This window comes from Methylobacterium durans, from assembly GCF_003173715.1.
In the GTDB taxonomy this organism is placed as follows: Bacteria; Pseudomonadota; Alphaproteobacteria; order Rhizobiales; family Beijerinckiaceae; genus Methylobacterium; species Methylobacterium durans.
In genome coordinates, this window is sequence record NZ_CP029550.1 from 5,580,017 (window position 1) to 5,596,604 (window position 16,588).

Annotated in this window: 19 protein-coding genes and 1 pseudogene; 11 read left to right on the forward strand and 9 right to left on the reverse strand. The window is 71.9% G+C overall.

Annotation, left to right across the window (positions count from 1 at the left end; translation table 11 throughout):
• Nucleotides 1-60: 60 nt before the first annotated feature.
• A pseudogene (locus DK389_RS25865) lies at nt 61-1,436 on the reverse strand (PepSY-associated TM helix domain-containing protein).
• 40 nt (nt 1,437-1,476) lie between these two features.
• Complete coding sequence (locus DK389_RS25870) at nt 1,477-1,839, reverse strand: DUF2946 family protein (protein WP_109893977.1); 363 nt, start codon at nt 1,837-1,839, stop codon at nt 1,477-1,479.
• Between the two features lie 449 nt (nt 1,840-2,288).
• On the opposite strand from DK389_RS25870, the gene DK389_RS25875 reads away from it, so the two are divergent.
• The 5 genes from DK389_RS25875 to DK389_RS25895 all read left to right on the forward strand — a co-directional run bounded on the left by DK389_RS25875 (nt 2,289) and on the right by DK389_RS25895 (nt 8,521).
• Nucleotides 2,289-2,762, forward strand: coding sequence for a formate dehydrogenase subunit gamma (locus DK389_RS25875; protein ID WP_109893979.1), 474 nt, complete (start codon nt 2,289-2,291; stop codon nt 2,760-2,762).
• Entirely contained in the window at nt 2,759-4,318 is a 1,560-nt protein-coding gene (locus DK389_RS25880) for a formate dehydrogenase beta subunit (protein WP_109893981.1), read from the forward strand. The genes DK389_RS25875 and DK389_RS25880 overlap by 4 nt, the downstream gene beginning before the upstream one ends.
• 11 nt (nt 4,319-4,329) lie before the next feature.
• On the forward strand, nt 4,330-7,191 hold the full coding sequence (fdhF, locus tag DK389_RS25885) for a formate dehydrogenase subunit alpha (RefSeq protein ID WP_109893983.1): 2,862 nt from the start codon (nt 4,330-4,332) through the stop codon (nt 7,189-7,191).
• A 5-nt stretch (nt 7,192-7,196) separates the two neighbouring features.
• Entirely contained in the window at nt 7,197-7,487 is a 291-nt protein-coding gene (locus DK389_RS25890; RefSeq protein WP_109893985.1) for a formate dehydrogenase subunit delta, read from the forward strand.
• A gap of 98 nt (nt 7,488-7,585) precedes the next feature.
• Nucleotides 7,586-8,521, forward strand: coding sequence for a LysR family transcriptional regulator (locus DK389_RS25895; protein WP_109893987.1), 936 nt, complete (start codon nt 7,586-7,588; stop codon nt 8,519-8,521).
• 78 nt (nt 8,522-8,599) lie between these two features.
• Here the strand turns inward: DK389_RS25895 and selB are convergent, their stop codons facing one another.
• The 5 genes from selB to DK389_RS25920 all read right to left on the reverse strand — a co-directional run bounded on the left by selB (nt 8,600) and on the right by DK389_RS25920 (nt 12,050).
• Entirely contained in the window at nt 8,600-10,504 is a 1,905-nt protein-coding gene (gene selB / locus DK389_RS25900; RefSeq protein ID WP_236960360.1) for a selenocysteine-specific translation elongation factor, read from the reverse strand.
• 130 nt (nt 10,505-10,634) lie between these two features.
• Nucleotides 10,635-10,841: a TonB-dependent receptor gene (locus DK389_RS25905; RefSeq protein ID WP_109893989.1), complete on the reverse strand. Its 207-nt coding sequence runs from the start codon at nt 10,839-10,841 to the stop codon at nt 10,635-10,637.
• A gap of 56 nt (nt 10,842-10,897) precedes the next feature.
• Entirely contained in the window at nt 10,898-11,152 is a 255-nt protein-coding gene (locus DK389_RS25910; protein ID WP_109893991.1) for a hypothetical protein, read from the reverse strand.
• A 99-nt stretch (nt 11,153-11,251) separates the two neighbouring features.
• Entirely contained in the window at nt 11,252-11,482 is a 231-nt protein-coding gene (locus tag DK389_RS25915; RefSeq protein WP_109893993.1) for a hypothetical protein, read from the reverse strand.
• Nucleotides 11,483-11,651: 169 nt separating this feature from the next.
• Entirely contained in the window at nt 11,652-12,050 is a 399-nt protein-coding gene (locus tag DK389_RS25920; protein WP_109893995.1) for an exopolysaccharide production protein YjbE, read from the reverse strand.
• 164 nt (nt 12,051-12,214) lie between these two features.
• Here DK389_RS25920 and DK389_RS25925 point away from each other — a divergent pair, with 164 nt between their 5' ends.
• Complete coding sequence (locus tag DK389_RS25925; protein WP_109893997.1) at nt 12,215-12,463, forward strand: hypothetical protein; 249 nt, start codon at nt 12,215-12,217, stop codon at nt 12,461-12,463.
• A gap of 15 nt (nt 12,464-12,478) precedes the next feature.
• Here the strand turns inward: DK389_RS25925 and DK389_RS25930 are convergent, their stop codons facing one another.
• Nucleotides 12,479-12,796: a hypothetical protein gene (locus tag DK389_RS25930; RefSeq protein WP_109896846.1), complete on the reverse strand. Its 318-nt coding sequence runs from the start codon at nt 12,794-12,796 to the stop codon at nt 12,479-12,481.
• A gap of 240 nt (nt 12,797-13,036) precedes the next feature.
• Between DK389_RS25930 and DK389_RS25935 the strand changes: the two genes are divergently transcribed.
• From DK389_RS25935 to DK389_RS25955, 5 genes are all read left to right on the forward strand, one after another.
• The gene (locus DK389_RS25935; RefSeq protein WP_109893999.1) at nt 13,037-13,288 is read left to right on the forward strand and encodes a hypothetical protein; all 252 of its coding nucleotides are present in this window, start codon (nt 13,037-13,039) and stop codon (nt 13,286-13,288) included.
• Nucleotides 13,289-13,317: 29 nt separating this feature from the next.
• On the forward strand, nt 13,318-13,596 hold the full coding sequence (locus tag DK389_RS25940; RefSeq protein WP_109894001.1) for a hypothetical protein: 279 nt from the start codon (nt 13,318-13,320) through the stop codon (nt 13,594-13,596).
• Between the two features lie 102 nt (nt 13,597-13,698).
• Entirely contained in the window at nt 13,699-13,905 is a 207-nt protein-coding gene (locus tag DK389_RS25945; protein WP_109894003.1) for a hypothetical protein, read from the forward strand.
• Between the two features lie 279 nt (nt 13,906-14,184).
• Nucleotides 14,185-14,622, forward strand: coding sequence for a hypothetical protein (locus DK389_RS25950; RefSeq protein WP_162560863.1), 438 nt, complete (start codon nt 14,185-14,187; stop codon nt 14,620-14,622).
• 147 nt (nt 14,623-14,769) lie between these two features.
• Nucleotides 14,770-15,222 carry a YqaA family protein gene (locus tag DK389_RS25955; RefSeq protein ID WP_109894007.1) on the forward strand — a complete coding sequence of 151 codons (453 nt, stop codon included), beginning with the start codon at nt 14,770-14,772 and terminating at the stop codon, nt 15,220-15,222.
• A 35-nt stretch (nt 15,223-15,257) separates the two neighbouring features.
• Here DK389_RS25955 and DK389_RS25960 read toward each other — a convergent pair whose 3' ends face one another.
• A complete protein-coding gene (locus DK389_RS25960; protein WP_109894009.1) occupies nt 15,258-16,580 on the reverse strand; it encodes a leucine-rich repeat-containing protein kinase family protein in 1,323 nt (440 codons plus the stop codon).
• Nucleotides 16,581-16,588 lie beyond the last annotated feature (8 nt).

Below are 16,588 nucleotides of genomic sequence, written 5' to 3' on the forward strand. Positions count from 1 at the left end.
GGAATGTCGGGGATCGACGCCGACCGCGGCGGGCTCCGCGCGGAGCCCGCCGCGGCCGCATCAGCGGGCCGGGCGCGCCCGCAGGGCCTGTGCGCCGAGGTCGACGAGGACCAGGGCGAGGATGACGAGACCGGTGAGCGGGAACAGCGCGCCGAGACCGAGGACGAGGACGCTCACCGTCACGGCCACGCGCCGGTCGCGCGGCCAGGGCGGCACGCCGAGGCGTCCGGACGGGCGGCGCTTCCACCACATCACCGCAGCCGTCACGGCGAGCAGGAGGGTGGCGAGGCAGAAGGCGAGCATCGCGAGCTGGTTGGCGCGCCCCCAATGCTCGCCCTTGTGGATGCCGATGCCGTACTGGATCGCCCGGGCCACCCCGCCGAGATCGCCGAACCGCACGTCGACCAGCGGCTTGCCGGTGTACTGGTCGAGCGAGATCATCCGCTGCCGGGTCACGTCGTGCGGGTAGGCGGCCGCCGCGAAGACGCCCCTGTCGCCCACCGGCAGCGACACCTCGAAGCCGCGCGGCATCCCGAGATCGCGCAGGATCGCCACGGCCTGGCCGAGGCCGATGGCGGGGGCCGCCGCGGGCTCCGAGAGCGGGACGGGCGCGTCCTGCATCGCCCATCCGGCCGTCGTCAGCATCTCCCGCATCGGCACGTTCGAGACGGCCTTGTCCGCCCAGAGGGCGCGCGGCTGGCCCACGCCCGCCTCGTTCGACCAGGTCCGCACCTGCTGGCCCCACCAGATCGACCAGGGCAGGCCGGTCGAGGCGAGGAACAGGAGGCCGGCCCCGGCGACGAAGCCCGTCACCGCGTGGAGATCGCGCCACCACACGCGCCGGCGCGGCGTCTCCCGCAGGCTGATCACGCCGCCGGCCTGCCGGCGCGGCCACCACAGGTAGGTGCCGGTCACGACCAGGATGATGGCGAACCCCGCCACGACCTCGATCACGCCGTTCGCGACCGGCCCGAAATAGGCGAGGCTGTGCAGCCGCCGCACCACCATCATGAACTCGTCGTCGCGGGCGACGCGGTCGAGCACGTTGCCATTGTAGGGGTCGAGGTAGACGAGGATCTTCCCGGCCCCTCGGCCATCGTCACCACGGCCGCGCTCGCGGCATCGACCGGGTCGGTCAGCGCGACCGGCGTGGCGCTCGGCACCGCCTCCGAGGCGTTGAAGATCAGCCGGTCCGGGCTCATGGGGGCGGCGGCCTGCGGCGCCACGATCGTCCGGTGGGCGAACAGAGTGGCGTTGATCTCGTCCTTGAACAGGTAGAGCGAGCCGGTGACCGAGAGCAGGATCAGGAACGGCAGGCAGAGCAGCCCGGCGTAGAAGTGCCAGCGCCAGACGGCGCGATAGACCGCGTCGCCCGACGGGCGCGCGACGGAGACGGCTTTGAACGCGAGAGCGTCGCCGTCGAGGATGCGTGACATGGGGGAGGTCCGGGTCTGAGCGATCGGAGAGGCTGATCGGTCAGGCGGCGGGCGGACCTCGTGGGCCGACGGAAGGGTCGGGCGGCGCGCGCGCCCGGATCGGGCCGGCGGCGCGCCAGGGCGTTGGCGCGACCGATGCGGGCGACCAGAGCACCGTCGCGAAGTCGGAGACGGCCGGCAGCCCGTGCATCGCCTGAGCGAGGGTGCAGCAGGCGTGCTGGTGGCAGGCGGGGCCGCCGTCGCCCGGCGCGCCCGTACCGTCATGGGCGCAGATGACGTCGCCGGGCAGGGCGGGCGCGAGCGGGGCGAGGCCGCCCAGGAAGGCCTGGAGCAACAGCGCATAGAGCGCGATCACTCCGATGACCGCGCGACGATGTGCCAGCAGAGGCCGATTCCCGCGCATGAACAGGTCTTACGGACAGGCCGCTCGGGACGTCAACGCGCCCGTGTGGATCACCGGGTCGCCCGCCCGCCGGCGGGCGAAAATTCCCCGTGCCTGTTGCGCGAATGCCCGCGCGCTCCGTCACTTGGCGTACCCCTGGCGTCCCCCCTGGCGTACCGGCGGGTGCCGGACGATCCGCCGAGGCCCGCCGCCAGCCCGGCTCGATGCTGCGCGGGCAGGTCCGGCCGCCGTCACCCGCCGGTCGGGTTCGCGACAGCGCCCACCCATGCGCCGGTCGAAGACCAGCCCCTCGCCCGCGGAATTCAGCCAGGATCCATTGCAGCGCGTCCGAGGAATCGTTGCCTATCGACAAGCCCCCGTTGTCGGCCAACCAGATAGCTTGATTGAACCCGGCCAGCACTCCTGTTCCTATCGGTCTTAGAACGAGACCAATCTGGGCAGGAAAATTCATGCCACGTCACGAGCCGTGGAACGCCGGCCGCGCCGCCGCCATCATCACCGAGCACGCGCATCTCGAGGGTGCGACGCTGCCGATCCTGCACGCGCTGCAGGAAGCCTTCGGCTACGTCGACGCCGAGGCGGTGCCCCTCATCGCCGACGCGCTGAACCTCTCCCGCGCCGAGGTCCACGGCTGCATCACCTTCTACCACGATTTCCGCGGCGCCCCGGCCGGGCGCCGCTCGGTCAAGCTCTGCCGGGCCGAGGCCTGCCAAGCGCAAGGGTCGGAGCGGCTTCACGGCGAGATCCTCGCCCGTCTCGGCATCGGTTGGCACGAGACCAGCCCGGACGGTGCCGTCACGGTGGAGCCCGTCTACTGCCTCGGCCTCTGCGCCAACGGCCCGGCCGCCCTCGTCGACGAGGAGCCGATCGCGCACCTGACCGCCGACTCCCTCACGGCAGCGCTCGCGGAGGCCCGCTCATGAGCGTCACGATCACCGTCCCCCGCGACGCCGTCGCCCTCGGCCTCGGGGCCGACCGGGTCGCCCGCGCGCTGTTCGCCGGCGCCGAGGCCCGCGGCCTCGACGTCGCCATCGTCCGCACCGGCTCCCGCGGCCTATTCTGGCTGGAGCCGATGATCGAGGTCGAGACGCAGGCCGGCCGCGTCGCCTACGGCCCCGTGACGGTGGCCGACGTCGAGGCGCTGCTCGATGCCGGGCTCTGCCAGGGCGATGATCACGCTCTACGTCTCGGCGACCCGGAGAAGATCCCCTACCTCGCCCGCCAGCACCGCCTCACCTTCCACCGCTGCGGCGTCATCGACCCGGTCTCGGTCGCCGATTACCGGGCCCACGGCGGCTACCGCGGCCTGGAGGCCGCCCTGCGGCTCGGGCCGGAGGCCATCGTCGGCGCGGTCCGCGAGTCGGGCCTGCGCGGGCGCGGCGGCGCCGGCTTCCCAGCCGGCATCAAGTGGAACACCGTGATGCTGGCGCAGGCCGACCAGAAATACGTGGTCTGCAACGCCGACGAGGGCGATTCCGGCACCTTCGCCGACCGGATGATGATGGAGGGCGACCCCTTCTGCCTCATCGAGGGCATGACGATCGCCGGCCTCGCGACCGGGGCCACGCGCGGCTACATCTACCTGCGCTCCGAGTACCCGCAGGCCTTCCGCACCCTCAAGGAGGCGATCGCGAACGGCGAGCGGGCGGGCGTCCTCGGGGCCGACGTGCTGGGCTCGGGGCGCAGCTTCCACCTCGAGGTCCGCCTCGGGGCCGGCGCCTATATCTGCGGCGAGGAGACCTCGCTCCTCGAGAGCCTGGAGGGCAAGCGCGGCATCGTGCGGGCCAAGCCCCCGATCCCGGCGCTCAAGGGCTTCCTCGGCCGCCCGACGCTCGTCAACAACGTGATGACCTTCACGGCCGTGCCCTGGATCCTGGAGCACGGGGCGGCGGCCTACGCCGCCTACGGCCAGGGCCGCTCGCTCGGCACCCTGCCGATTCAGCTCGCCGGCAACGTCAAGCACGGCGGCCTGATCGAGTACGCCTTCGGCATCACGCTGCGCGAGGTGATCGAGGATTTCGGCGGCGGCACGCGCTCCGGCCGGCCGGTCCGCGCCGTGCAGGTCGGCGGCCCGCTCGGCGCCTACTTCCCCGATCACCTCCTCGACACGCCCCTCGACTACGAGGCGATGGCCGCGGCCAAGGGCCTCGTCGGCCACGGCGGCATCGTGGTGTTCGACGACACCGTCGACATGGCAGCCCAAGCCCGCTTCGCCTTCGAGTTCTGCGCCACCGAATCCTGCGGCAAGTGCACCCCCTGCCGGATCGGCGCGACCCGCGGGGTCGAGACCATGGACAAGGTCATCGCGGGCATCCGCCCGGCCGAGAACCTCAAGCTCGTCGAGGATCTCTGCGAGATCATGACCGACGGCTCCCTCTGCGCCATGGGCGGCCTCACGCCGATGCCCGTGATGAGCGCCATCACCCATTTCCCGGACGACTTTACGCGCGGCGGCGACATGCCGGTCGCGGCGGAATGAGGAGCGGTCCCATGGGCCTCATCAAGGAAATCGACTACGGCACGCCGATCCGCGTCAGCGACCAGAGCGTGACGCTGACCATCGACGGCGTCGCCGTGACCGTCCCGGCCGGCACCTCGGTGATGGCCGCCGCCATGAGCATGGGCACGCAGATCCCCAAGCTCTGCGCCACCGACTCGCTGGAGCCCTTCGGCTCCTGCCGGATGTGCCTCGTCGAGATCGAGGGACGGCGCGGCACACCCGCCTCCTGCACCACGCCGGCCGAGGAGGGCATGGTGGTGCGCACGCAGTCGGACAAGATCGCGCGGCTGCGCAAGGGGGTGATGGAACTCTACATCTCCGACCATCCGCTCGACTGCCTCACCTGCGCGGCGAACGGCGATTGCGAGTTGCAGGACACCGCGGGTCAGGTGGGCCTGCGCGAGGTGCGCTACGGCTACGACGGCGACAACCACGTCAAGCCGACCGCCGAGAAGTACCTGCCGAAGGACGAGTCGAACCCGTACTTCACCTACGACCCGTCGAAATGCATCGTCTGCAATCGCTGCGTGCGGGCCTGCGAGGAGACGCAGGGCACCTTCGCGCTGACCATCGCGGGCCGCGGCTTCGACTCCCGCGTGGCGGCCGGCCCGACGAACTTCATGGATTCCGAGTGCGTCTCCTGCGGAGCCTGCGTCCAGGCCTGCCCGACCGCGACGCTCCAGGAGAAGTCGATCCACGAATACGGACAGCCGGAGCATTCGGCGGTCACGACCTGCGCCTATTGCGGCGTCGGCTGCGCCTTCAAGGCCGAGATGCAGGGCGAGCGCGTGGTGCGCATGGTGCCCTACAAGGACGGCAAGGCGAATGAGGGCCATTCCTGCGTCAAGGGCCGCTTCGCCTACGGCTACGCCACCCACAAGGACCGCATCACCAAGCCGATGATCCGCGAGCGGATCACGGACCCGTGGCGCGAGGTGACCTGGGAGGAGGCGATTGCCCGCGCGGCCTCCGAGTTCAAGCGCATCCAGGCGACCTACGGCCGGGACGCGGTCGGCGGCATCACCTCGTCCCGCTGCACCAACGAGGAGGCCTACCTCGTCCAGAAGCTCGTGCGCGCCGCCTTCGGCAACAACAACGTCGACACCTGCGCCCGCGTCTGCCACTCGCCGACCGGCTACGGGCTGATGTCGACGCTCGGCACCTCGGCCGGCACGCAGGACTTCAAGTCGGTGGACCAGTCCGACGTCATCCTCGTCATCGGCGCGAACCCGACCGACGGCCACCCGGTCTTCGGCTCGCGCATGAAGAAGCGGCTGCGGGCCGGCGCCCGGCTGATCGTCGCCGACCCGCGCCGGATCGACCTCGTGAAGTCGCCTCACATCCGGGCGGACCACCACCTGCCGCTCAAGCCCGGCTCCAACGTCGCCTTCATCAACACCTTCGCGCACGTCATCGTCACGGAGGGGCTGGTCGACGAGGGCTACGTGCGCGAGCGCTGCGAGCACGGCGACTTCGAGTCCTGGGCCCGCTTCATCGCGGAGGAGCGGCATTCGCCGGAGGCGCTGGCCGACGTCACCGGCGTCGACCCGGCCGAGCTTCGCGCCGCGGCCCGCCTCTACGCGACGGGCGGCAACGCCGCGATCTTCTACGGCCTCGGCGTCACCGAGCACAGCCAGGGCTCGACCATGGTGATGGGCATGGCCAACATCGCCATGGCCACCGGCAACATCGGCAAGGTCGGCGCCGGCGTGAACCCCTTGCGCGGCCAGAACAACGTGCAGGGTTCCTGCGACATGGGCTCGTTCCCGCACGAGCTCACCGGCTACCGCCACGTCTCGGACGACGCCACCCGCCACGCCTTCGAGGCGCTGTGGGGCGCCAAGCTCGACGCGGCGCCGGGCCTGCGCATCACCAACATGCTCGACGAGGCGGTCGAGGGCGCCTTCAAGGGCCTGTACATCCAGGGCGAGGACATCGCCCAGTCCGACCCCGACACGCACCACGTCACGGCGGGCCTGACCGCGATGGAGTGCATCGTCGTGCAGGACCTGTTCCTGAACGAGACCGCGAAATACGCCCACGTCTTCCTGCCGGGCGCCTCGTTCCTCGAGAAGGACGGTACCTTCACCAACGCCGAGCGGCGCATCAGCCGCGTGCGCAAGGTGATGGAGCCGATGGGCGGCTACGGCGACTGGGAGGGCACGGTGCTGCTCTCGAACGCGCTGGGCTACCCGATGAACTATGCCCACCCCTCCGAGATCATGGACGAGATCGCGAGCCTCACCCCGAGCTTCACGGGCGTCTCCTACGCCAAGCTCGAGGAACTCGGGTCGGTGCAGTGGCCCTGCAACGAGAAGGCGCCGCAGGGCACGCCGATGATGCACGTCGACCGCTTCGTGCGCGGCAAGGGCAAGTTCATGATCACCGAGTTCGTGGCGACCGAGGAGCGCACGGGCCCGCGCTTCCCGCTCATCCTCACCACGGGCCGCATCCTGTCCCAGTACAATGTCGGCGCGCAGACGCGGCGCACCGAGAATTCGCGCTGGCACGAGGAGGACGTGCTGGAGATACACCCCTTCGATGCGGAGAGCCGCGGCATCGTCGAGGGCGACCTCGTGGCGCTGGAGAGCCGCTCGGGCGACATCGCGCTGAAGGCGCGCGTCAGCGAGCGGATGCAGCCCGGCGTCGTCTACACGACCTTCCACCACGCCAAGACCGGCGCCAACGTCATCACCACGGATTACTCGGACTGGGCCACCAACTGCCCCGAGTACAAGGTGACGGCGGTGCAGGTGCGGCGCACCAACCGCCCCTCCGACTGGCAGGCGCGCTTCTTCGAGGAGGACTTCTCCCTCACGCGCATCGCCAAAGTGCTCGACGCGGCGGAGTGAGGGGCATGAGCGCGACCTCGCAGATGGACAAGCTCGTCCGCATGGCCAACCAGATCGCCACCTTCTTCCGGTCCTATCCGGAAGAGGAGGCGGTGGCCGGCATCCACAAGCACCTCGTGGCCTTCTGGACCCCGCGGATGCGGGAGCGGCTGGCCGCCCACGCGCCCGGGGCGGAGGGGAGCCTCGACCCCCTCGTCGTCGCGGCGATCGGCAGCACGAGCGACAACCCGGGTCCGATCCGGCCGGCCACCTACGATCCGCATCTCCTCGGAGCGGGGGCGAGCGACGCGGGCTGACCCGATCCGGCAGTCATCGTCATATTGAAGCGGCCGCAGCAGCAGAATACCACCGATGGGCCGCGGGCCCCGCGGCCGTGCGGACTCGGCTCTGGGCTGTGATCGACAAGCTGGACTACCTGCTGGCCCTCGCCCGCGAGCAGCATTTCGGCCGCGCCGCCGAAGCCTGCTCCGTCAGCCAGCAAGCCCTCTCGGCCGGGATCAAATACCTGGAAAACCGCCTCGGCGTGCAGCTCGTGCAGCGCGACTCGCGCTTCCAGGGCTTCACGCCGGAGGGCGAGCGGGTGCTCGCCTGGGCCCGCCGCATCATCGCCGACAGCCGCGCCATGCAGCAGGACGTGGCCACGCTCCGGCGCGGCCTGTCCGGGCACCTGCGGATCGCCGCGATCCCGACCGCCCTCCCGATGGTGGCCGCCCTCACGACGCCCTACCGGACGCGGCATCCCGGGGTCCGCCTGACCATCGAGTCGACGACGTCGGCGGACATCTTCTCGCTCCTGAAGAACCTCGAGGCCGATGCGGGCCTCACCTACCTCGACAACGAGCCCCTCGGCGACGTCACGGCCATACCGATGTACCAGGAGCATTACTGCCTGGTCACCGCGGCGGGCGGCCCCTTCTACGATCGGGACGTCGTGACCTGGGCCGAGGTCGCCCAGACCCCGCTCTGCCTGCTGACCCCCAACATGCAGAACCGGCGCATCATCGACGAGCAGATCCGCAAGGCCGGGGTCGAGCCGACGCCGGCCCTCGAGTCGAACTCGATGATCGTGCTGCTGACGCATGTGCAGACGCTGCGCTGGGCCAGCGTGATGCCCGCGATCCTGGTCGACGCCCTCGGGGCGCGGGACGATATCCGCGCGATCCCGATCCTGGATCCCGACATCCGGCACGCGATCGGCCTCGTCGCGCTCAACCGGGATCCGGCCACGCCCATGGTCACCGCCCTCGTGGGCATCGCCCGCGACGTCGCGCGCACCATCCGCGGGAACGGCGCGCTGACGTTCGGTCTCCCGCGGCTCCGCGTGAACTGAAGGCCGGCCGCGAACCCCGCACCTCGAGACCGGCCCCATCGCGGGCGGTGCGCGCGAGGATGCCGGAACGCGCCGGGTTCAGCGCTCCTCCTCCGGTCCCGCGACCAGGATCCGGCGATCGCCGGTCCGGCGCGTGAAGCGGATTGCGTCGAGATGCTCGAGAAGCGGGATCGAGAACTTCCGGGAGATGCCGAGCGCCGCTCCGGCATCCCTGGCCAGGAAGCCGGCCGCGTCCCGCGCGAAGCGCTCGGCGAGCACGGCCTTGCCGCGCGCGATCGCCTCCCGATGGAACAGGATCGAGCGCTTCTGCACCCGGTCGGTCGTCCGGATCAGCGCGCCGGAGGCGAGGAGATACGTCAAGGCCTGCGCCCGGCGGATGTCGCGGCCGACCGCCTCGGCCTCGTCGGGCGGGGTGAGGCCGCCCGTCCGGAACAGGGCTTCGAGAGCGCGAACCTGCTCGGTCTCGTTGCGGGCCGGGTCGAACGCGGCGCGCCGGTAGAGCGCGCCGGCCTGGACGATCTCGCGGCCGGCGACGAGATCCTTCAGGGCTGCGGAGACGACGCTCTCGTCCTGCCGGACGGCGCGGGAGAGGCGGTCGAGCGGGAGACCGGGATCGATCGGGTGCGCCCGGTGATGCGCATCGAGGGCCGCGATCAGCGCCGCCCGCAGGTCTGAGAAGGCGGCCTCGCCGACGAAGCGGTCCGCGACCTCGCGGGCGCCGAATTCGGTCAGGCTGCGCCGGACCCGGTCCGGCGCGATGCCGACGAGCCGCGCGAGGTCGATCAGGCGGGCCCCTGCGGCGCCCTCCCGGGCGAGGCGCGCCGCCAGGATCTCGCGCGGCCGGCCCTCCGCGATCCGCCGCAGCTCCGCGAGCGCCCGGGGATCGTGGCGCCGGCGGCGGCGCGAGGCGGGATCGAGGACACGCCCGCCGGCGATGGTGGCAGAGGGCGAGTCGAGGCGCAGGATGAAGGGCTCGCGCGCCGGCACGGCGATGTCGGCCTCCGCGCGCAATTGCGCCAGCGCCGCCTCGCCGGGCTCCAGCACGTCCCGGTCGAGAAGCCGCACGCGTGCCGCGACCTCGCTGGTGCCGAAGAGCAGGCGGCAGGTCGTGCCGCTCGCGAGCGGCCTCGCCCCGGCGACCGCGCTCAGCGCGACGTCGATCCAGCGCCCGGCCGGCACCAGGTCCGGCACGGCGAGCGCCAGCCCGCGGGACAGGTCCGCCAGCTCGACGCCGCGCAGGGCGACCGCCGTGCGCCGTCCCGGCTCGGCGCTGCGAACCGCCTGGCCGTGGATCTGCAGGCTACGCACCGTCGCCGTGCGCCCGCCCGGCACGATCTCGACCCCGTCCCCGACGCTCAGGCGCCCCCGCCGCAGCGTGCCCGTGACGACGACGCCGAAGCCCGGGCGCGGGAACACGCGGTCGATCGGCAGGTAGGGCAGCCCGTCGTCGGCCGCCCGGGGCGTCGCCGCCAGGAGATCGGCGAGAGCGGCCGATAGATCGGCGATCCCCGCACCCGTCACGGTGGAGGTCGGCACCACCCGGGCGTCCTCGATCCCCGCCCGCCCGGCGATCGCGCCGGCTTCCGCCGCGCGGGCTGCGAGGATCTCCGCGCCGACGAGATCGCATTTCGTCAGCGCGACGACGCCGCGGCGGACGCCGATCAGGCGCGCGATGTCGAGGTGCTCGACCGTCTGCGGCTTGATGCCCTCCCGTGCGTCGACCACGAGGAGCACGGCGCGCATGCCCGTGGCGCCGGAGATCATCGCCCGCACGAAGCGCTCATGGCCGGGCAGGTCGATCAGGTCGATGGCGCCGCCCGTCTCACCGGCGACGCGCAGCACCGCGAAGCCCGGCACGATGGACACGCCGCGCACCTTCTCCTCGGAGAGCCGGTCCGTGTCCGTTCCGGTCAGGGCGCCGACCAGCGAGGTCTTGCCATGATCGACGTGCCCGATCACGCCGACGAGGAGAGTTCCGGTCACAGCGCCGCCATCGCCATCGGTCTCGAAACCCTGCCTTCCTAGCGGCAGCTCCGGTCGCTGCGAAGCGGATTTCGTGTCCCTCGCGGGAGGGCGCGGACGCAGCGGCGGCGCGGCCCTGCGCCGAGGGCCTCTACCCGCGGTCGGTCACTGTGCCGAACACCGTGCGGCGGAACCCCTCGAAGACCGTGCCCTGGTAGAAGGCGGAGGTGAAGTATCGCTGATCGAACAGGTTCAGGGCGTTCACGGCCAGGGTCACGCCCTGCAGGCTCGGATAGGCGCGCGACAGGTCGTAGCTGATCGAGGCGTCCACCAGCGCGAAGGCGGGATGTGCCGACACAGCGGCAAATTAGGGTCTATCCATCGTGTCGTGTCGCCCGGGTCGCGGCCAGCGCCTCAACCGCCCTGGAGGCTCTCGGCGAAGTCGTCCGGCACCTCGCCGAACTGCGCGAGGATCGTCGCGCTCTCAAGCTCGCCCGTCTCGTCGTCGGCCACGATCCTGAGCGCGGCGGTGCCCGGAAACCGGCCCGCCATCGCCTCCGCCTTCTTCAGGGCGCCGCTCTCGGCCGCGGTCAACTCGCGATCGCCCGGGACGAGCCGCTTCCGCTTCAGCACGAAGGTCTGGACCACGTAGCTCGTCCGCATCGTCATCGGGCAACATCCTGGGGGGCGCGGCCCGGTCACGATCGTCCGGAGCCGCGCGCATCCGATCGCACGGACGGCTTAACGGCGCGAGAGGGGCCTTCAACCCTATCTGTGGGTCGGCGGCCGCCGACGCTGCATGACGAAATAGATCGCCGCCACCAAGAGGACCGCTGCCAGCACGAACCAGAGCCAGCTGAGACTGACGTCCTGCACCGGCGGACTCGCCGTGGGGGGCTTGCTCTCCGGGATCGGTGGCGCGGGCTTGGTGTCCTGGGCGAGCGCGGCCCACGCATCGACCAGCAGCAACGTCACGCTCGCAAGAGCCGCTCGCAGCATCAGGCATCTCCCTGGCTTCAGGAAGCCAACCGGGGCCGGCCGACGCGTGTTCCGGCCTGGTCCGACGCCTGGGACGACGATCCCCGCACGATGCGCGGGGACCCTTGGAAAAAAGCCCGCCGCGGCCGGTGCCGGGCGGGCTTCGCGACGGACATGCCGGTCGGCGTGATCAGCAATCGTCGTCCTTCTTGCCAACCTTCTGGTCCGCGCCCGTATTGTTCATGGCGCCGACGGTGCCGGGGGAGGCCGGCTGCTCGCCGCCCGCGAGGTTCTTGGAGCCCGGGTCGGTGCGGTCCCCCTTGTTGGCCTGCGCCGTCGAACCCGTGTTCGCGCCCGCCGCTTGGTTCGCGCCGACGTTGTTCATGGCGCCGACGGTCCCCGGCGAGGCCGGCTGCTCGCCGCCCGCGAGGTTCTTGCTGGATCGATCGGCGTCCGAGCTCTTCGGGTTCGCCGCCTGCTGCTCGGGGCTCTGACCCTTGGTCGAGCCGGTGTTGCAGGGCGCGGCAAGGGCCGATCCCGCCGTCAGGGCGAGGATGGCGGCGGTGCCGATCAGGGTCGTGACCTTCATGGTGGATTCCTCCTGTCTGATGCAGATGGGGAGGAAAACGCTTCGCTTCGAAGAGGTTCCGCACCGGCTCGATTCCCGGCTACGGCCACGCTAACCCATTCTCGTCGCGATCCCTTGCTCTACGGCTTCCGCCCGGCGCGACCGGGTCGTCTGGAGTCAAGCTCTTGCTGGTACGAACCGCCTTCGCCCTCCTTCTGACCACCGCTGCGGCGGTGGCCGCCCCGAACGGCGCCACGCCGACGGATCGCAGCGAGCTGAAGAAGTACTGCACGGGCGACTACTTCACCTATTGCGGCGACCTGGCGCCGGACGGCCCCGAGGTGCAGGCATGCTTCCGGCAGAACAAGGCCAAGCTCACGCCGAATTGCCAGGCCGCCATCACGGCCTACACCAAGGGCCAGAAGCGGGGCTGATCCCGCGGGCGGCGCTCACGCCGGCTCGCCGGATTCCGCGTCCCGGCCGACGATCTCGAGCGTGCGCAGGATCGCGAGGCCGATCGCGTCCGCGTCGGTGCGGCCCTCGGGCGTCGCGGGCGTGACCGCCACCGCCTCGACCTCGTCGCTGCCGAGCGCGCCGACGAACACCGTGAGGACCGGGCCCTGCGGCTCGGACTCGTCCGCCACGAGCCCGACCCGGTAGCCCGCCTCCTCGCCGTAGAGGCAGATCGCCTCCGCGGCGCGGCGCGTGTCCGGTGGCGCCTCGGCGCGGCGGGTCTTGCCGAAATCGGGACGGATGACGTTGCTCATTCGCGCGAGCATAGCGCGGCGCGGGACGAGTTCACGGGAAAAAGCGTCGCGCGGCCGGTTCTCCACCCCGGTCGCGGGCCGACGGCTCGGCGCGCCTCACGGGACCCCCGTCCCGCGGGTGGATTTCCCCCCGGCCCCGACGACGAAGCGGGCGCATTGCGGGAGACACTTAACCGATCCACAACGCCTTGCCTGCCACAGACGCCGGCGGGGGCGCGTTTCAAGGACATCGGTGGCGTGATGGAACAGGCTTTCCGCACGGCGTGCATCCTCTGCCGCCGCTCCATGCGGCCGGGATCGGCCTTCGGCGAAGGACGGCACGTCGCCGCCTGGAACGTCGCGGTCTGCGAGCCCTGCCACGACGAGAACCGGGCGGGCCTCAGCCTCGTGCGCCATCCGCGCCTCGCCGCCTATTTCCGCTCGAAGGGCATCGCAACCGCCGCGGACGGCACCGGCCTCGTCGCCTGGCCCGCGGAGCGCGAGGCCGCCTGAGGAACCAGCAGGAGGCCAGGGAGGGCCGCATGGCCGAGTACTGGATCAACGCCTTCCGGCGCTGGGACGGCGCGACGGTGTTCCGGGAATCCGACGCGACCGGGCGGCCGAACCGGCGCCGGGCCGAGACACCGATGATGTATCAGGGCACCTGCCGGCTGACCTACCGGGTCCGCGTCCGGCCGAGATGCGCCGAGGCCGCGGCCTGCGGGCGGCGCGCGGACGGGGGGTTCATCGACCTGTCGGGATCCTGTCCCCGCTGCGGCGCGCCGCAGCCCATGGTCTGCGCCGCCGCCTTCCGCGCCTGAGCACCGGCCCAGGCGGAAGCGGGTCTGGGTCGGCGAAAAGATGGGTTCCGCCCGGCGCCGCGCGAGCTACCATCCACTCCACAAGAACACGGAGTGGCAGGGATGGAAACGAAGCAGCGCGAGCTGGAGGCCCGCATCATCGCGATCGAGTACAGTCTGCAGGTGATCGTCAACTGCCTGTCTGACCGCGATTCCCTCGATCGCGGCAAGCTCCTGCGGCTGCTCCGTTCGGCGGCGGAGGAGCCGAATGCCGGCGCCTCGAACCCGAGCGTGCCCGCGGCCCTGGTCGGGCTCGCCGAACGCCTCTGAACCCGCCGGTGCGGTTCCGGACGGAGCGGGCGCCGCGATTGACCGGCCCGGCACGGGCGACGGACAACCGGCGACGCGGCATCCGCCGCACACCTCAAAGGCACCTCGGCCCGCCCGGCCCCGTCCCCTTCGGCCGCGGCGGGCCCTTTCGCCCGCGGCGGCCCCTCTCGCTCGCGGCGCATCCCGCGCGGTTCGCCGGGGGTACGGAAGGAAACCGGGGTGGGCGCGCGCCTGAACGGGCGGCGACCCTGGCTGTTCTCCTCCTCGAAGGAGAGCGCTATGTCCTTGACCCGCATCGCTTTCACGGCCGCCCTGCTGGCCGCCACGGGCGCGTCGGCCCAGACCGAGGATCAGCCGCGACGCCTCGACGTTCCCTCCGGCCCCGCGACGAAGCAGCAGCCCGACCTCGACACGCTGAAGCTCGCCAGCGCCCATCGCGAGCGCGCGCAATCGGTGCAGGAGCGCACGAACGGCCTCTGGCAATCGTGGCTCGTCTCGATCTGCGAGGGCTGCGGGCCGAGCGGGCGGCCTTACCAAGACACCATCCGCAACGACATGGAGCGGAACACCCCGACCTTCATGCAGGAGGCGGCGGCCTCCGACCGCGCCCGGATGCGGGCGAGCCGGGCCCTGCCGGCCCAGACCTTCAACCGGCGGATCTACTCGGATCTCTCGACCGAGACGGTCGCTCAGATCCGTCGCACGCCCGCGCGCTAGACCCATCTCCTGATCCCCGGATCCGTCTCGCGCCGGACCGGGGACCGCTCCGGCGGAGGATGCGCGGGCGAGGCCGCCCGACCGCCAGGGCTGGCCCGCCTTCGCGCACCGGATCGATCCCGCCTCCGGGACGAGGAACGAGATCCGATGGATGCGCTGCCGGCTTTCCTCGGCCTGTTCGCCACCTCGTTCATCGCCGGCACGTTCCTGCCGTTCCTGCCCGGATCCTCCGAGATGGCCATGGCCGGACTCCTGGCGGCTCAGGCCGGAAGCCCGGTCGCGATCGTGGCGACGGCCGTCGTCGCGAACGTGACGGGCGCGACCTTCAACTATCTCGTCGGCCGCAACGTCGCGAATCTCGGCGACCGCCGCTGGTTCCCCCTGTCGCCGGCGATCCTGGAGCGGGCCTCGTCCGGATTCGAGCGGTACGGAATCTGGGCGCTGGCCCTGTGCTGGCTCCCGACCTTCGGGGATGCCATCACGGTCATCGCCGGTCTGCTCAAGGCCGATTTCCGCCTGTTCCTGGCCCTGGTCCTCGCCGGGAAATCGTTCGGCCACGGGGCAGTCGCCCTGGGCCTGACCTGGATCGTCGGATTCTGATCAGCCCCCGCCGCGCGCCCCGGCAGGAATGCGCGTCAGCGCGGCCGCAGGGCTGCCAGCGCGGCCAGCACCTCGGTCATCCTCGGCCGCGTCCCGGCGTCCTCGGAGACGCACGCCGCCTCAAGCGCTCGCATCGCCGCCACGCCCCCGCCGTCCGGCGGGCAGCGGGCGAGGAGTTCGCCGAGGAGCAGGCCGAAGGCGCGGACCTCGACGCGCTCCAGCGCGGGCGCCACCGGGCCCTCGGGCAGCGCGGAGGCGGCGCCGAAATCGGTGAGGACCGCCTCGCCGGCAGAGCCGTCCCACAGGATGTTGTGCGCGTAGAGATCCCCGTGCAGGAGCCCGCGCCCGTGGAGATGGGCGGCGGCCCGCCCCACGGCGGTCGCGAGCGCGTGCGCGATCGAGGCATCGAGGCGCAGGTCCGGATCGTAGACATCGCGGCTGCAGCTCGCGAGGCTCGGCGGTCCGGCGAGCGGGCGCCAGCGCGCGGGCAGGAGGGGCATCAGGAGGCCCTGCGCCCCCTCGGGGTGACCGGCCAGGCGGCCGATCGCCCCTGCCAGGTTCGGGTGGGCACCCGCTGCGAGGCAGGCGGCCATCTCCCGCTCGGGCAGGCCGTCGCTCGTCATCGCGCCCTTGAACAGCTTCAGGGCGACCGGCCGCGCGGGCTCCGGGCTCCCATCCCGCAGGAGCGCGCGATGCACCCGCCCCGAGGCGCCCTCGCCGAGGATCTCGCCCGGCAGGATGTCGGTCCAGGGAACGGCCGGGGCGGCCGCCGGAGCGATCGCGGGCTCGCAGGGGTTGCCGGCCCAGGAGAGCCAGGCGAGACGCGGCAGGGCGGCGATCCAGGCGGGGAGCGCCGCGATCCCGTTGGCGGAGAGCCGCACGAGTTCCAGCCGGGCGGCCTGCGCGAGGCTGGAGGGCAGGCTCCGCAGGCGATTTCCCGCCAGCATCAGCTTCTGCAGGTGCGGGCGCGCCCCGATCGCGTCGGGCAGATCCGCGATCCGGTTGTCGGTGAGCGTCAGCCAGCGCAGGGCAGGCGGCAACGCCTCACCCGGAACCTCGCGCATGCCGGTGCCCCGGAAGCCGATCTGGCTGAGGGCCGGACAGTCGCCGAGGACGGGCGGCAGGCGCTCGAACCGGTTGCCCGAGCAGAACAGCACCCGCAGACGGCGCAGGCGGCTCAATCCCGCTGGAAGCGCGGTGAGCGCGTTGCCGCTGAGGTCGAGAACCTCCAGCGTCTCGGCGAGGCCGAAGATCTCCGGCGGAACCTCGGTGAGGCCGCCGGTCAGGCGAAGCTCGCGCGTCCCGGAGAGATCGCCGCGGCGAAGCGCCTGGAGCGCGTGGGACGTCTTAGCCTGCATGGAGCTTC

Excerpts from the sequence above, each read along its gene's own strand:
- DK389_RS25935 (WP_109893999.1), top strand. The coding sequence starts at position 13,037 with ATGGAACAGGCTTTCCGCACGGCGTGCATCCTCTGCCGCCGCTCCATG.
- DK389_RS25890 (WP_109893985.1), top strand. The coding sequence starts at position 7,197 with ATGAGCGCGACCTCGCAGATGGACAAGCTCGTCCGCATGGCCAACCAG.
- DK389_RS25940 (WP_109894001.1), top strand. The coding sequence starts at position 13,318 with ATGGCCGAGTACTGGATCAACGCCTTCCGGCGCTGGGACGGCGCGACG.
- DK389_RS25915 (WP_109893993.1), bottom strand. The coding sequence starts at position 11,482 with ATGCTGCGAGCGGCTCTTGCGAGCGTGACGTTGCTGCTGGTCGATGCG.
- DK389_RS25930 (WP_109896846.1), bottom strand. The coding sequence starts at position 12,796 with ATGAGCAACGTCATCCGTCCCGATTTCGGCAAGACCCGCCGCGCCGAG.
- DK389_RS25875 (WP_109893979.1), top strand. The coding sequence starts at position 2,289 with ATGCCACGTCACGAGCCGTGGAACGCCGGCCGCGCCGCCGCCATCATC.
- DK389_RS25870 (WP_109893977.1), bottom strand. The coding sequence starts at position 1,839 with ATGCGCGGGAATCGGCCTCTGCTGGCACATCGTCGCGCGGTCATCGGA.
- DK389_RS25880 (WP_109893981.1), top strand. The coding sequence starts at position 2,759 with ATGAGCGTCACGATCACCGTCCCCCGCGACGCCGTCGCCCTCGGCCTC.
- DK389_RS25950 (WP_162560863.1), top strand. The coding sequence starts at position 14,185 with ATGTCCTTGACCCGCATCGCTTTCACGGCCGCCCTGCTGGCCGCCACG.
- DK389_RS25955 (WP_109894007.1), top strand. The coding sequence starts at position 14,770 with ATGGATGCGCTGCCGGCTTTCCTCGGCCTGTTCGCCACCTCGTTCATC.
- DK389_RS25945 (WP_109894003.1), top strand. The coding sequence starts at position 13,699 with ATGGAAACGAAGCAGCGCGAGCTGGAGGCCCGCATCATCGCGATCGAG.
- DK389_RS25960 (WP_109894009.1), bottom strand. The coding sequence starts at position 16,580 with ATGCAGGCTAAGACGTCCCACGCGCTCCAGGCGCTTCGCCGCGGCGAT.
- DK389_RS25910 (WP_109893991.1), bottom strand. The coding sequence starts at position 11,152 with ATGACGATGCGGACGAGCTACGTGGTCCAGACCTTCGTGCTGAAGCGG.
- DK389_RS25920 (WP_109893995.1), bottom strand. The coding sequence starts at position 12,050 with ATGAAGGTCACGACCCTGATCGGCACCGCCGCCATCCTCGCCCTGACG.
- fdhF (WP_109893983.1), top strand. The coding sequence starts at position 4,330 with ATGGGCCTCATCAAGGAAATCGACTACGGCACGCCGATCCGCGTCAGC.